The sequence below is a fragment of the Dickeya oryzae genome (genome assembly GCF_020406815.2).
Lineage (GTDB): Bacteria > Pseudomonadota > Gammaproteobacteria > Enterobacterales > Enterobacteriaceae > Dickeya > Dickeya oryzae.
The window spans coordinates 450,721-465,657 of sequence record NZ_CP162670.1; the positions used below are offsets into that span (position 1 = coordinate 450,721).

Consider the following 14,937-nt stretch of genomic DNA (forward strand, 5'->3'; position numbering starts at 1 on the left):
CAGACGTCGAAAGAATTTGCCTGGCGGCGAGAGCGCGGTGGTCCCACCTGACCCCATGCCGAACTCAGAAGTGAAACGCCGTAGCGCCGATGGTAGTGTGGGGTCTCCCCATGCGAGAGTAGGGAACTGCCAGGCATCAAACAAAGCGAAGGGCCCGGTCGAAAGACCGGGCCTTTTGTTTTTTTGGTTTGCGGGTGAATGACCGGGCGGGTAATGACCGGTTGAGCCGGGTCAATGCGCCCAGCGCGCACTGGTTAGCACCGGGGTTTTACTGGATATCGTCCGGGCGGCAGCCTGAGACAGCGGGTCAGTCACTTCTGATAGGGTGCCTTGATTGCGCTGATTTATATGTATTAGCTCAGACCTGATCTGACAGTTACCGGTTATTTATACAGGTGTCTGTCAGATTACATCTGGCTTAAATTTTTATCAGCCCAGATGCGTTTTCCATCAAGTAATGTTTCCATTGGCGTCCGCCCACAGCACATTTTTCCCTGATGGGTTCGCTCATTATTATAGTGAGTCAGCCATTCATCAAGGTCCGCTTGTAATGTGTCGAGATCGCCATATAACTTTTTACGGAACGTCACCTGATAAAACTCGTTTAGTATCGTTTTATGGAACCGCTCACAGATACCGTTGGTTTGTGGCGACATCGCTTTGGTTTTCGTGTGGTCGATGTCATTTATCGCCAGATACAGCTGGTAATCATGTTGCTCCACTTTGCCACAGTACTCTGTGCCTCTGTCGGTCAGTATCCTCAGCATCGGCAGGCCATGAGACTCATAAAACGGCAGTACACGATCATTCAGTAAATCAGCTGCTGTAATCGGCGTTTTAGTCACGTAGAGCTTGCAGTGAGCTACTTTCGAATACGTATCGACGAACGTCTGCTGGTAAATCCGCCCGACGCCTTTCAGATTGCCCACATAGAACGTGTCCTGCGAGCCCAGATAGCCCGGATGAGCGGTTTCGATTTCGCCACAGGCTTCGTTATCACTGGCTTTACGTTCCAGCGCGGCAATTTGGGTATCAGTAAGTTCGATACCTTCACGAGACACTTTTTCTTCCAGCGCTTTCAGACGTTTTTTGAAGTTCTCAAGGTCGTGACGCAGCCAGACTGAACGAACGCCGCTTCCGGAGATAAAAACACCTTGTTTACGCAGCTCGTTGCTGGTCCGGTGCTGGCCGTGAGCCGGGAATGCGACAGCATAATCAACAACAGCCTGCTCAGTGGCATCATCGGTACGATTTTTAAGGTTAGGAGCGCGACGACTACGGTTTATCAGTGCATCCACGCCGCCTTCATCAGCCAGTTCGCGATAACGATAAAACGTATCCCGTGAAACGCCCATGATTTTGCAGGCTTTGGATACGTTGCTGAGCTCTTCAGCGAGGTTGAGCAAACCAGCTTTGTGTTTGATAACGGGATTGGTAGTATGAAACATGAGAGTTACCTTGTGTTTTGTATAAGGCTTCGACACCCCTATCAAAACCGGTAACTCTCAACCTTTCAAGGCCATGTGTCAGATCAAGTCGCGACTAATACAATTTATACGCTGAAGCCGCTTTGATACCGCTTCATTAGGGCATCGGCTCCACCATCGGACTCATCTCTCATCTCTCATCTCTCATCCGTTCTCCTCTATATCCTTGTTGTTTTTCCCCATTCCCGAGGCTTCACTCAACTCCACTCTGCCTTGCTCTTCGCTCTTATGCTAAATATGGATATACAAATCGAATTTCTTATGAAAGATTTTCAACCAGAGGGTTATGCGCTCGACATTGCCGCTGAAAATCGCTATCTTTAGCTGCCTAGAAGTCTAAACGTATAAACGTATAAACGTGTGCAGTGAGGTGTAGGCTATGCCAATCCGGGTTCCTGATGAGTTGCCAGCAGTCAGCTTTTTGCGTAATGAAAACGTCTTTGTGATGGCGTCTTCCCGAGCAAAGACACAGGAAATTCGTCCTTTGAAGGTGTTGGTGCTTAACCTGATGCCAAAAAAGATCGAAACGGAAAATCAGTTTCTGAGGTTGCTGTCGAACTCACCACTGCAGATAGACATTCAATTGTTGCGTATCGATAGCCGAGAGTCGAAGAATACGCCGGTAGAGCACCTCAACAATTTCTACTGCGATTTTGAAGATATCGAGCACGAGAACTTTGACGGCCTGATTGTGACCGGCGCACCGTTGGGATTGGTCGATTTTTGTGATGTGGTGTATTGGCCGCAGATCGAGCGGATTGTTAAGTGGGCTAAGGAACATGTTACTTCCACCCTGTTTGTGTGCTGGGCGGTTCAGGCAGCACTGAATGTCCTGTACGGGATTCCCAAACTGACCCGCGAGGTGAAGTTATCTGGTGTATATTCGCATCTTACGCTGCAGCCTCATGCCTTACTGACGCGTGGCTTTGATGAAACTTTTCTGGCTCCGCACTCCCGTTATGCCGATTTTCCTTCCAGTGTTATCCGCGAGCATACCGATTTGGATATTCTGGTGGAGTCTGATGAAGCAGGAGCCTATTTGTTTGCCAGCAAGGACAAGCGGCTGGCGTTTGTTACCGGCCATCCTGAGTATGATGCGTTGACCCTGTCGGGTGAGTATTTCCGTGACTGTGAAGCCGGTCTGGAGCCGGTGATCCCGGTAAATTACTTTCCAGACGATAATCCTGAGAAAACCCCAAGGGCGACCTGGCGTAGCCACGGGCATCTGCTGTTTTCCAATTGGCTGAATTACTACGTTTACCAGATCACGCCGTTCGACTTGCGTCATATGAACCCTACACTGGACTGATTCTCCTTACCTCCATTTTTCCTGTCAGGCGCCTAACGGCGCCTTTTCTTTTTCCTGTTGGTATACGACAGGCTTCTCCTTGTACCTGTTTTTATGATGTATGAAATAGGTTTCTCTATTGCATAAAAATTTAACTTTTTATTAATCAAATAGTTGTTTGTCATTTATTTATAAAATGGAAATAGTTTTTGATTTTTAATTTTATTGGATTAGGCTTAGTTCTGTTGGCTGAAAAACGTTCGAGTTAAGTTCGCAGATTGAGCAGCCAATAAGGCGAAGATGGCGGAGCAAAAAGGAACGACGACATGACACAACAGACGATAAGCAGGGAACTGGTATTCACCGCAGCGTTAGGTGACGCGGAACGGCAGATTCTGACGACGGAGGCGGTTGATTTTCTCACTGCGCTGGTAAGCCGGTTTACATCGCAGCGCAATCACCTGCTGGCCGAACGTCAGGTAATACAGGCGCGGATTGATAGTGGTGAATTACCGGGTTTTATTTCGGAAATGGATTCCATAAAAAATTCTGACTGGAAAATTCGTGGTATTCCGAATGACTTGTTGGATCGCCGGGTAGAGATTACTGGTCCGGTGGAACGCAAAATGGTGATTAACGCCCTGAACGCCAATGTGAAAGTTTTCATGGCAGACTTTGAAGACTCACTGGCACCCAGTTGGTCAAAAGTGATCGAGGGGCAAATCAACCTGCGTGACGCTGTGCGTGGCTCCATCGCCTACACCAACGAGGCGGGAAAGATTTATCAGCTCAAGCCCAATCCCGCGGTGTTGATTTGTCGGGTTCGTGGGTTACACCTGCCGGAAAAACATGTGTTGTGGAATGATGAGCCTATCCCCGGCAGCCTGTTTGATTTCGCGCTCTATTTTTTCCACAACTACCGCCAACTGTTGGCAAAAGGCAGCGGCCCGTATTTCTATTTGCCGAAAACTCAATCCTGGCAGGAAGCAGCCTGGTGGAGTGAGGTGTTCAGTTATACCGAAGACCAGTTCGGTTTAGCGCGCGGCACTATTAAAGCGACGGTATTGATTGAAACCTTGCCTGCTGTGTTCCAGATGGACGAGATCCTGTATCACCTGCGTGACCATATCGTCGGGCTGAACTGCGGTCGTTGGGACTATATCTTCAGTTACATCAAAACGTTGAAGAATCACCCGGACCGCGTATTACCAGACCGTCAGTCGGTGACGATGGACAAACCGTTCCTGAGCGCTTACTCGCGTTTGCTGATCAAAACCTGTCACCGGCGCGGTGCATTTGCTATGGGGGGGATGGCTGCGTTCATACCCAGCAAAGAGGCGGAGCGTAACGCGTGGGTGCAAGAGAAGGTCAGGCAGGACAAAGAGCTGGAAGCGCGCAATGGTCATGACGGCACCTGGATTGCCCACCCCGGTTTGGCTGACACCGTGATGCCGGTGTTTGACCGCTTGCTGGGGGATCGCCCCAATCAGTTGGATGTGCTGCGTGAAGATGATACCCCGGTAACCGCTGATGAACTGCTGGCCCCTTGCCCAGGCGAGCGTACCGAAGCGGGTATGCGTGCCAATATCCGCGTAGCCGTGCAATACATCGAAGCCTGGATTTCCGGCAACGGTTGCGTACCGATTTACGGTCTGATGGAGGACGCGGCTACCGCAGAGATCTCCCGCACCTCCATCTGGCAGTGGATTCATCATGGCAAAACCCTCAGTGATGGCCGCGTGGTGACTAAAGCCTTGTTCCGCCAGATGCTGGCTGAAGAGATGCAGGTTATCCGTAGTGAGCTGGGTGACACCCGCTTCGATAGCGGCCGTTTCGAGGAAGCAGGCCGACTGATGGAGCGTATCACCACGCAAGACGCGCTAATCGATTTTCTTACCTTACCCGGTTACGACTTACTTGATTAATCCTGTTTAAAAAAGGAATCGCTATGAGCACCTCTCGTACCCAACAAATCGAGCAACTGGAAAAAGAGTGGAATACCCCGCGCTGGGAAGGCATCACCCGCCCGTATCGCGCTGAGGACGTGGTGAATTTGCGTGGTTCAGTGAACCCTGCCTGCACACTGGCGCAACTGGGGGCGGAAAAACTGTGGAAGTTATTGAACGGTAAGTCACGTAAAGGCTACGTCAACTGCCTTGGCGCGCTCACCGGCGGGCAGGCATTGCAGCAGGCGAAAGCCGGGCTGGAAGCGGTGTATCTGTCCGGCTGGCAGGTGGCGGCAGATGCCAACCTGGCCGCCAGTATGTACCCGGATCAGTCGTTGTATCCGTCTAACTCGGTGCCTGCAGTAGTGCAGCGCATTAACAATACCTTCCGCCGTGCGGATCAAATCCAGTGGGCTAACGGTATCGGGCAGGATGACCCGCGTTACACCGATTACTTCTTACCGATCGTAGCTGATGCGGAGGCCGGTTTTGGTGGGGTGTTGAATGCGTTTGAGTTAATGAAATCGATGATTGAAGCCGGTGCGGCCGCCGTGCATTTTGAAGACCAACTGGCGTCGGTGAAGAAATGCGGTCATATGGGTGGCAAAGTGCTGGTACCGACGCAGGAAGCGGTACAGAAGCTGGTTGCGGCTCGTCTGGCGGCCGATGTGTTGGGCGTGCCGACATTGCTGGTAGCGCGAACTGATGCGGATGCGGCTGATCTGCTGACTTCGGATTGTGATGACTACGACCGGGACTTTATCACCGGTGAACGTACGGTGGAGGGTTTTTACCGCACCCGCGCCGGTGTAGAGCAGGCCATCAGTCGCGGACTGGCTTATGCCCCTTACGCCGATTTGGTGTGGTGTGAAACCTCTAAGCCGGATCTGGAACAGGCGCGGCGTTTTGCCGAGGCGATTCATGCCCGTTTCCCCGGTAAGCTGCTGGCGTATAACTGCTCGCCGTCATTCAACTGGAAGAAGAATCTGGACGATCGCACCATCGCTCATTTTCAGGATGAGTTGTCGGCGATGGGCTACAAATACCAGTTCATTACGCTGGCGGGTATTCACAGCATGTGGTTCAACATGTTCGATCTGGCGCATGCCTATGCGCAAGGCGAAGGGATGAAACACTATGTGGAGAAAGTACAGCAGCCGGAATTTGCGGCCATTCAACAAGGTTACACCTTCTCTTCTCACCAGCAGGAGGTGGGGACCGGTTACTTTGACAAAGTGACCACGCTGATTCAGGGAGGTGTGTCGTCGGTGACGGCGCTGACCGGATCGACAGAAGAACAACAGTTCTGACGCGGGTTATCCGCCCTATCGCGGCCAGCCTGATGCTGGCCGCGTGTCGTTATGTCGATGGCCAAAGAGGAGAGTTGGATGAGTCGGGGACGGGAAAAACTGGTGGCACAGACCATTCTGCAAGGATTCGATGCGCAGTATGGTCGGTTTCTGGAAATCACCGCCGGGGCGCAGCAGCGCTTCGAACAAGCAGACTGGCATGCGGTACAGCAGGCGATGAAGCAGCGTATCCAGCTCTACGATCACCATGTTGGGCTGGTCGTCGAACAACTGGGTTGTATCACTGACCGGCAATGTTATGACGCCACCTTCGTCGCCCGGGTTAAACAGATTTACACCGCCTTGCTGCCGGATTATCCCCGCTTCGAAATTGCCGAGAGCTTCTTCAACTCCGTGTATTGTCGGTTGTTTCATCACCGGGAGCTGACGCCGGACAAGCTGTTTGTGTTCAGCTCGCAGCCCGCGAGACGCTTTCAGGAGATTCCACGACCACTGGCCCGAACTTATACGCCTGACAATGGGTGGGCGGCCATGCTGGAAGCGGTGTTGACGGCACTGCCATTGCGGTTGCCGTGGGAAGACCTGGCACGGGATATCGGCTATGTGGAGCGATCGCTGCGGGAGGCATTTCCGACGGCATCGCTGGCTAAAGCCTCGCTGCAGGTAGCCAACGAGCTTTTCTATCGTAATAAAGCAGCCTGGCTGGTGGGGAAACTGCGTTTACCGGGGGGCGTATTTCCCTTTTTACTGCCGATTCACCATAACGAACGCGGTGCGTTGTTTCTGGATACCTGCCTGACTCGTCACTCGGACGCCAGTATTGTATTTGGTTTCGCCCGTTCCTACTTCATGATCTACGCGCCGTTGCCGTCGGCACTGGTGGCCTGGCTGCGGGACATTTTACCGGGTAAAACAACGGCCGAATTGTATCTGGCTATTGGGTGTCAGAAGCACAGCAAGACCGAGTACTACCGGGAGTACCTCGATTTTATCGCCAGCACTCAGGAGCCGTTTATTATCGCGCCGGGCGTGAAAGGGATGGTGATGCTGGTGTTTACACTGCCGACGTTCGATCGGGTGTTCAAGGTGATTAAAGACAAGTTTGCGCCGCAAAAAGAGGTCAGCGAGACACGGGTACGCGAGTGCTATCGGCTGGTGAAGGAGCATGACCGCGTCGGACGCATGGCCGATACGCAGGAGTATGAAAACTTCGTGCTGGAGAAAGCGCGCATCAGCCCTGAACTGCTGGCGGAGCTGTGGAGGGAAGTGCCAGACAAGCTGGAAGACCTGGGCGACCGGCTGGTCATCCGCCATCTGTATATGGAGCGGCGAATGACACCGCTGAATCTTTATCTGGAGCAGGCTAGCGGGCAGGCGCTGCGCGATGTGATTGAGGAGTACGGCAATGCCATCCGGCAACTGGCGGCCGCCAATATTTTTCCCGGCGATATGCTGTTCAAGAACTTCGGCGTGACCCGTCACGGCAGGGTAGTGTTTTATGACTACGATGAAATCTGTTACATGACCGAAGTGAATTTCCGCGATATACCTCCACCGCGCGATCCGGCGGACGAACTGGCAGCAGAGCCCTGGTATAGCGTTGGGCCGAATGATGTCTTTCCCGAGGAGTTCCGCCAGTTTTTGTGTAGCGACCGCCGTTTGCTGCCGCTGTTCGAAGAACTGCACGCCGACCTGTTTCGGGCTGAGTACTGGCGGGCGTTACAGCAGCGGATCCGCAGCGGTCATATCGAGGATGTCTACGCCTATCGGCGCAGAAAGCGCTTTAGCTTGCGCTATGCCGACCCGGTGACGTCAGACAGCGCGCTGACGTCATGATGTGCTGATGTCGTGATGCAGTTTAACGCGCGCCGCCGTATTGGTAGCTAATCTCTTTTGCCGCCTTAATCACCAGCGCACCCAGTTCGGTAATGCGGTTGTCGGTGATGCGGGACACTGGCCCGGAGATAGAGATAGCGGCAAAGGCTTCGTGGTGTTCATCGAGAATGCAGGCGGCAACACACCGTAAGCCTAACGCATGTTCTTCATCGTCCAGCGAGTAACCCTGGCGGCGAATCGCCGTCAGATTCTCTTTCAACGTCTGGGCGCTTAGGGTGTGTGGGGTATAGCTGTGTAACCCTTTGCGGTGCAGTAACTGGGTGACTTTGTCATCCGGCAACATAGCGAGAAACGCTTTTCCGGCACCGGAGGCGTGCATCGGCAGCTTGCCACCGATCGGTGCTGACATACGCATCAGCGCGGTACACTGCACCTGATCGATGATGATTGCCTGATAATCGGTTTGGTCCAGCACAGCCAGATTCACCGTTTCACCGGAGCTTTCCATCAACTGACGCAGCATCGGGTGCACCAGGCTGAGCAGATTTCTGCTTTGCAGAAAGCTACTGCCGACGATAAACGCATGGGTACCGATGGTCCATAATCCTAAATCACCGACCTGGCGAACAAAGCCTTGCTGTTGCATGGTGGTCAGCAATCGGTGTGTGGTGGAGTTGGGCAGGCCTGCTTGTTGGGCCAGATCGGTCAGCGCGATGCTGCCGTTGGCCTTGGCGATATATTCCAGCAGTGTCAGGCCACGGGTCAGCGATTGTACCTGACCGGCGGGCTGCGCTGTGCTGGCCGTGGTAGCGCGGGGTTTTTTACCGCGTTTGGCGGGTTCGGGTGGCGTCATCATCGGTTTCCTTTTTCATATCATGGAATCGATTTTCGTTTTTTTAGCGCAGAATGCAACCGTCTTATCAGATGGGGTTATCAACGGTGCGCAGCGCTGGCACGACGCACTCTTGTGCTAGGATAAGTATTCGCACAGACGAGGGTAATAACGAGAATAAGATGATGGCAAATCGGTTACAGGCATTACAGCAGCAACTGGCGCAGCGCATTATGATTCTGGATGGCGGCATGGGCACCATGATCCAGAGTTACCGCCTGCAGGAGGAAGATTATCGCGGTGAACGTTTTGCCGACTGGCACTGCGACCTGAAAGGGAATAACGACCTGCTGGTGCTGAGTAAGCCGGAAGTCATCACCGCCATTCATCATGATTATCTGGCCGCGGGCGCGGATATTCTGGAAACCAACACCTTCAACGCCACCCGTATCGCCATGGCCGACTACCAGATGGAAGCGCTATCGGCGGAAATCAACACGGTCGCCGCCCGGCTGGCGCGAGCCTGCGCCGATGAGTGGACGGCTCGTACGCCAGAGCGTCCACGCTATGTGGCCGGGGTATTGGGGCCGACTAACCGCACCGCGTCAATCTCACCGGATGTAAACGACCCGGCGTATCGTAATGTCAGTTTTGACCAACTGGTGGCTGCCTACCGGGAATCGACCCGCGCGCTGATTGACGGTGGCGTTGATATCATCCTGATTGAAACGATTTTTGACACGCTGAACGCGAAGGCCGCTATTTTTGCGGTAGAAACCGAATTCGAGGCGCTGGGTGTCACGCTGCCAGTGATGATTTCCGGCACCATTACCGACGCTTCCGGCCGTACCCTGTCCGGGCAGACCACCGAAGCGTTTTATAACTCGCTGCGCCATGCCCGGCCGCTGTCGTTTGGTTTGAACTGCGCACTGGGGCCGGATGAGCTGCGCCAGTATGTGGCGGAGTTATCGCGCATTGCTGAATGTTATGTCACCGCGCACCCCAACGCTGGGCTGCCGAACGCCTTTGGTGAATACGATCTGGATGCGGATGAAATGGCGCGCCAGATTGGCGAATGGGCGCAGTCTGGTTTCCTGAATATCATCGGCGGGTGCTGCGGTACTACGCCAGAACACATTGCTGCAATGGTGAAAGCCGTTGAGGGTGTCGCGCCGCGCGCGCTGCCGACGCTGCCAGTTGCCTGCCGCCTGTCCGGGCTGGAGCCACTGAATATTGGTGATGACACGCTGTTCGTTAACGTTGGCGAGCGTACCAACGTTACCGGCTCTGCCAAATTCAAGCGGCTGATCAAAGAAGAGAAGTACAACGAGGCGCTGGATGTGGCGCGCCAACAGGTGGAAAGCGGCGCGCAAATCATCGACATCAACATGGACGAAGGGATGCTTAACGCCGAAGCGGCGATGGTGCGTTTCCTGAATCTTATCGCTGGTGAACCGGATATCGCCCGTGTGCCTATCATGATCGACTCCTCCAAGTGGGACGTGGTAGAGGCGGGGCTGAAGTGCATTCAGGGTAAAGGCATCGTCAACTCGATTTCGATGAAAGAAGGCGTGGAAGCCTTTGTTCATCACGCCCGGCTGGTGCGCCGTTACGGTGCTGCCGTGGTGGTGATGGCGTTTGATGAAGTGGGGCAGGCGGATACCCGCGCGCGCAAAATTGAAATTTGTCGCCGTGCTTACCAGATCCTGACTGAAGAGGTCGGTTTCCCGCCAGAAGACATCATTTTCGACCCGAACATTTTTGCTGTTGCCACCGGTATTGAAGAGCACAACAACTATGCGGTGGATTTCATTGAGGCTTGCGCCGATATCAAAGCCCAGTTGCCGCACGCGCTGATTTCCGGCGGTGTGTCTAACGTGTCGTTCTCGTTTCGTGGTAACGAGCCGGTACGTGAGGCGATTCACGCTGTGTTCCTGTATTACGCCATCCGTAATGGCATGGACATGGGGATCGTCAACGCCGGTCAGTTGGCTATTTACGACGATCTGCCCGCCGAACTGCGTGACGCTGTCGAAGACGTCATTCTCAACCGGCGCGACGACGGCACCGAGCGGCTGCTGGAGATTGCTGAGAAATACCGGGGCAGCAAATCCGATGACGATAGCAACAAAGGCGAAGCGGAATGGCGCGGCTGGCCGGTGAAAAAACGGCTGGAATACGCGCTGGTTAAAGGTATCACCGAGTTTATCGAGCAGGATACCGAAGAGGCGCGAGCGGAGTCGGCACGTCCCATCGAAGTGATCGAAGGGCCGTTGATGGACGGCATGAATGTGGTCGGCGACCTGTTCGGTGCCGGTAAGATGTTCCTGCCGCAGGTGGTGAAGTCGGCGCGGGTCATGAAACAGGCGGTGGCGTACCTGGAGCCGTTTATCCAGGCGAGCAAAGAGCAAGGGTCCAGCGCGGGTAAAATTCTGTTGGCGACGGTGAAAGGCGACGTACACGACATCGGCAAAAACATCGTTGGCGTGGTATTGCAGTGCAACAACTACGAAATCATCGATTTGGGCGTGATGGTGCCGACCGATAAAATTCTCAAGACGGCGCGTGAAGAGAATGTCGATATCATCGGCCTGTCAGGGTTGATTACCCCCTCGCTGGATGAAATGGTCAACGTCGCCAAAGAGATGGAACGCCAGGGCTTTACGTTGCCGTTGTTGATTGGCGGCGCGACCACCTCCAAAGCGCATACTGCGGTGAAGATCGAGCAGAATTACAGCGGCCCGACGGTATACGTGCAGAATGCGTCGCGCTCGGTGGGCGTGGTGTCGGCGCTGCTCTCAGATACGCAGCGCGATGACTTTGTGGCGCGTATCCGCAAAGAATACGAAACGGTGCGCATCCAGCACGGCCGTAAAAAACCGCGCACACCGCCGGTGTCGCTGGCGGTGGCGCGCGATAACGCGATGCCGATCGACTGGGAAAGTTATACACCACCAGTAGCACATCGCCTTGGGGTACAACCGGTTACCGCCAGTATCGAGACCTTGCGCAACTATATCGACTGGACGCCGTTCTTTATGACCTGGTCGCTGGCGGGCAAATACCCCAACATTCTGGAAGACGAGGTGGTGGGGGAGGAAGCCAAGCGGCTGTTTGCGGACGCGAATGCCATGCTGGATACCCTGTCCGCCAACGGTACGCTGAATCCGCGTGGCGTAGTGGGGCTGTTTCCGGCTAACCGGGTAGGTGATGACGTTGAAATCTATACCGATGAGCGCCGCACTGAGGTGCTGACCGTCAGCCATCACCTGCGTCAGCAAACCGAAAAGACGGATTTCCCGAACTACTGCCTGGCGGATGTGGTGGCACCGAAAACCAGTGGAAAGCCGGATTACCTTGGTGCGTTCGCGGTGACCGGCGGTCTGGAAGAAGACGCGCTGGCGGCACAATGGGAAGCACAGCATGACGACTATAACAAGATCATGCTCAAGGCGCTGGCAGACCGGCTGGCGGAAGCATTCGCCGAGTACCTGCACGAGCGGGTGCGCAAGGTCTACTGGGGCTATGCGCCGAACGAGAACCTCGGTAACGACGAGTTGATCCGCGAAAATTATCAGGGCATTCGCCCGGCACCGGGGTACCCGGCTTGCCCGGATCACACCGAGAAAGCCGTCATCTGGCAATTGCTGGACGTGGACAACACCGTTGGCATGAAACTTACCGAGTCTTACGCCATGTGGCCGGGCGCGTCGGTGTCTGGCTGGTACTTCAGTCATCCGGACAGCAAGTATTTCGCCGTGGCGCAAATCCAGCGTGACCAGGTGGAAGACTATGCGGTTCGCAAGCAGATGCCGATAGAGGACATTGAGCGTTGGCTGGCACCGAATCTGGGGTATGACGCAGACTGATTAACCAACAGCGTCGATAAGAAAAAACAGGCCGGGGTAACCCGGCCTGTGCTTTTTGTCTATAGAAAACCCCCAGCTAGGCTGGGGGTTCCGTAAAGCTTCCAGCTTTGGGGCGGATATAAAAACCCCTTTTGATTTGTTAAAACACCTTGCGGTCTGGCAACTGCAATGGTCAAACAAGAAATCAAAAGGGGGTCCCAATGGGGGACGAAAAGAGCTTAGCGCACACTCGCTGGAACTGTAAATATCACATAGTTTTCGCACCCAAATACCGAAGACAGGTCTTCTACGGTGAGAAACGGCGTGTAGTAGGGAGTATCTTAAGAAAGCTGTGTGAATGGAAAAATGTGCAGATTCTGGAAGCAGAGTGCTGTGCTGATCACATACATATGCTTGTGGAGATCCCGCCGAAGATGAGTGTATCGAGCTTCATGGGGTATCTGAAAGGCAAAAGTAGCCTGATGCTCTATGAACAATTTGGTGATCTGAAATTCAAATATAGGAACAGGGAGTTTTGGTGCCGAGGGTATTATGTAGATACGGTGGGTAAAAATACATCGAAGATCCGGGACTACATAAAGCACCAACTGGAGCAGGATAAACTGGGCGAGCAGTTATCAATCCCGTATCCAGGTAGCCCGTTTACGGGCCGTAAGTAACGGATTTGGATGCAAATGTCAGATTGCGATGCGCCTGTTAGGGCGCGGCTGGTAACAGAGCCTTATAGGCGCATATGAAAAACCTCCGGCTATGCCGGAGGATATTTATTTTGATGTCTGACAGGCTTAGTAAAGGCCGATGGTTTTCCACCATAACAGGCCAACAGTCATGAATATCGCCTGATTAATCAGGCTGATGATAAAGCCGGTACGCCACCAGACGGCGGTGGGAACGTAACCTGCGCCGAACAGAATCGGGCCACGGGCGTGGGTGTATTGGGTCAGCGAACAGTACAGGCTGCTGGTGAACGCCAGCATCAGGGCCATCGGTGCCGCCGGGATGTGCAGATTAATGCCGACGCCGAGAAACACCGCGTACAGTGCCGCAATTTGCGCGTTGCCGCTGGCGAAAAAGTAGTGGGTGTAGAAATAGGCGGCATTGAGCAACAACAGCACTAGCACCCAACTGGTGCCCTGCATCAGGTGACCAATATTATTGCCGATCAGGTCGCCAAACCAGGTGGTGAAGCCCAGCTTCTTCAACTGGTTGGCCATCATCAGCAACGCGGCGAACCAAATCAGCGTATCCCACGCGCCTTTTTCGCTCTTGATGTCTTCCCAATTGAGTACGCCGGTCAGCAGTAAGAAAGACAGGCCGACAAAGGAGGCAGTGGTGGCGTCCACTCCCAGCATGTCACCGAAAATCCACAAGACCAGCAGGATCACCACGGTAACGGCCATCAGCCATTCACCGCGCGACATGCGCCCCATTTTTTCCAGTTCGGTAATTGCCAGTTTCGGTGCATCCGGTGTGTGGCGGATTTCCGGCTTCGCCAGCACATACACACACAGTGGCACCAGCAACAGCGAAATCACACAAGGTACTACCGCAGCGACAAACCAACTGCCCCAGGTGATGGTGACACCGGCGTTGGCTGCCAGTTTCACCGCCAGCAGGTTGCCGGTGTACCCGGTCATAAACAAGGCGGCGGTGACATCATTCACGTTGCCGATACAGGTAATCAGGAAGGTGCCGATCTTACTGCGGGAGGCGTCTTCCGGTTTGGAGTCGAAGCTGCGAGCTAACGAGTCGGCGATAGGGTAAATGACCCCGCCACAGCGTGCGGTGTTACTGGGCATCGCGGGGGACAGCACCAGGTCGGCGAAGGCTAATCCATAAGCCAGCCCGAGCGTGCGTTTTCCCAACAGGCGGATCATTTGCAAAGCGATACGGCGACCCAGGCCGGTTTTGATAAAACCGCGGGCGATCATGAATGCCACCACGATCAACCAGATAAGCGAACTGTTGAGATCGCTCAATGCGGTTTGAATCGAGGCGCTGGCATTGGTGTCGCCAGCGGCATAGGTCAGGGCGAACAAGGTAATGCTGATGAGGCCAATAGCGCCAATAGGCAAGACATTCGCCACAATGCTGATGATAGTAGCGACAAACAATACGGCGGAGTGCCAGGCGGCGGGTTTCAGTCCGGTAGGTGGCGTCAGTTGCCAGAAGAAGGCGCTCACAATCACAATAATGAGCAATGCCAGCCAGTTCAGGCCATATGCGGTTTTAGTCTTCATCCATATTTCCTTTGCTCAAGGCTGAAACGTTACCGTCGCCGGTATTGACTGCAACGGCTGATGAAAAAAGCATAACGCCAGAAATAGGCGGCGTGGGGGAAAAACACCTTGTTTTTGATTTAGACCGTG

General features: G+C 54.0%; 9 protein-coding genes and 1 rRNA gene. 7 read left to right on the forward strand and 3 right to left on the reverse strand.

All coding sequences use genetic code 11. The features are described 5' to 3' along the window. The first annotated feature begins 19 nt into the window (after positions 1 to 19). Positions 20 to 135, forward strand: a 5S ribosomal RNA gene (rrf, locus tag LF929_RS02155). A gap of 272 nt (positions 136 to 407) precedes the next feature. Here rrf and LF929_RS02160 read toward each other — a convergent pair. Next, entirely contained in the window at positions 408 to 1,448 is a 1,041-nt protein-coding gene (locus LF929_RS02160) for an IS481 family transposase (protein ID WP_210175837.1), read from the reverse strand. Positions 1,449 to 1,866: 418 nt separating this feature from the next. Here LF929_RS02160 and metA point away from each other — a divergent pair, with 418 nt between their 5' ends. From metA to aceK, 4 genes are all read left to right on the forward strand, one after another. Next, positions 1,867 to 2,796, forward strand: a complete 930-nt coding sequence (gene metA, locus LF929_RS02165) for a homoserine O-succinyltransferase (RefSeq protein WP_038909128.1) — start codon at positions 1,867 to 1,869, stop codon at positions 2,794 to 2,796. A 305-nt stretch (positions 2,797 to 3,101) separates the two neighbouring features. Beyond that, positions 3,102 to 4,700, forward strand: coding sequence for a malate synthase A (aceB, locus tag LF929_RS02170; RefSeq protein ID WP_210174671.1), 1,599 nt, complete (start codon positions 3,102 to 3,104; stop codon positions 4,698 to 4,700). Positions 4,701 to 4,723: 23 nt separating this feature from the next. Then, a complete protein-coding gene (aceA, locus tag LF929_RS02175) occupies positions 4,724 to 6,031 on the forward strand; it encodes an isocitrate lyase (protein WP_038905800.1) in 1,308 nt (435 codons plus the stop codon). Positions 6,032 to 6,109: 78 nt separating this feature from the next. After that, positions 6,110 to 7,867, forward strand: coding sequence for a bifunctional isocitrate dehydrogenase kinase/phosphatase (gene aceK, locus LF929_RS02180; protein WP_226093674.1), 1,758 nt, complete (start codon positions 6,110 to 6,112; stop codon positions 7,865 to 7,867). Positions 7,868 to 7,889: 22 nt separating this feature from the next. Here aceK and iclR read toward each other — a convergent pair whose 3' ends face one another. Then, positions 7,890 to 8,720 (reverse strand): glyoxylate bypass operon transcriptional repressor IclR, encoded by an 831-nt coding sequence (gene iclR, locus LF929_RS02185; RefSeq protein ID WP_210181568.1) that lies wholly within the window; start codon positions 8,718 to 8,720, stop codon positions 7,890 to 7,892. Between the two features lie 164 nt (positions 8,721 to 8,884). Between iclR and metH the strand changes: the two genes are divergently transcribed. Together metH and tnpA are read left to right on the forward strand one after the other, a co-directional pair. Next, positions 8,885 to 12,568 carry a methionine synthase gene (gene metH, locus LF929_RS02190; protein WP_210174682.1) on the forward strand — a complete coding sequence of 1,228 codons (3,684 nt, stop codon included), beginning with the start codon at positions 8,885 to 8,887 and terminating at the stop codon, positions 12,566 to 12,568. 200 nt (positions 12,569 to 12,768) lie between these two features. Further along, on the forward strand, positions 12,769 to 13,227 hold the full coding sequence (gene tnpA, locus LF929_RS02195) for an IS200/IS605-like element IS1541D family transposase (RefSeq protein ID WP_033570971.1): 459 nt from the start codon (positions 12,769 to 12,771) through the stop codon (positions 13,225 to 13,227). A gap of 126 nt (positions 13,228 to 13,353) precedes the next feature. Here tnpA and LF929_RS02200 read toward each other — a convergent pair whose 3' ends face one another. Beyond that, positions 13,354 to 14,808, reverse strand: a complete 1,455-nt coding sequence (locus LF929_RS02200; protein ID WP_038909125.1) for a DASS family sodium-coupled anion symporter — start codon at positions 14,806 to 14,808, stop codon at positions 13,354 to 13,356. Between the last annotated feature and the right edge of the window lie 129 nt (positions 14,809 to 14,937).

What these genes read in the sequence shown, in the direction of transcription:
- LF929_RS02160 (WP_210175837.1), bottom strand. Translation starts at nt 1,448, where the DNA reads ATGTTTCATACTACCAATCCCGTTATCAAACACAAAGCTGGTTTGCTC.
- metA (WP_038909128.1), top strand. Translation starts at nt 1,867, where the DNA reads ATGCCAATCCGGGTTCCTGATGAGTTGCCAGCAGTCAGCTTTTTGCGT.
- aceB (WP_210174671.1), top strand. Translation starts at nt 3,102, where the DNA reads ATGACACAACAGACGATAAGCAGGGAACTGGTATTCACCGCAGCGTTA.
- aceA (WP_038905800.1), top strand. Translation starts at nt 4,724, where the DNA reads ATGAGCACCTCTCGTACCCAACAAATCGAGCAACTGGAAAAAGAGTGG.
- aceK (WP_226093674.1), top strand. Translation starts at nt 6,110, where the DNA reads ATGAGTCGGGGACGGGAAAAACTGGTGGCACAGACCATTCTGCAAGGA.
- iclR (WP_210181568.1), bottom strand. Translation starts at nt 8,720, where the DNA reads ATGACGCCACCCGAACCCGCCAAACGCGGTAAAAAACCCCGCGCTACC.
- metH (WP_210174682.1), top strand. Translation starts at nt 8,885, where the DNA reads ATGGCAAATCGGTTACAGGCATTACAGCAGCAACTGGCGCAGCGCATT.
- tnpA (WP_033570971.1), top strand. Translation starts at nt 12,769, where the DNA reads ATGGGGGACGAAAAGAGCTTAGCGCACACTCGCTGGAACTGTAAATAT.
- LF929_RS02200 (WP_038909125.1), bottom strand. Translation starts at nt 14,808, where the DNA reads ATGAAGACTAAAACCGCATATGGCCTGAACTGGCTGGCATTGCTCATT.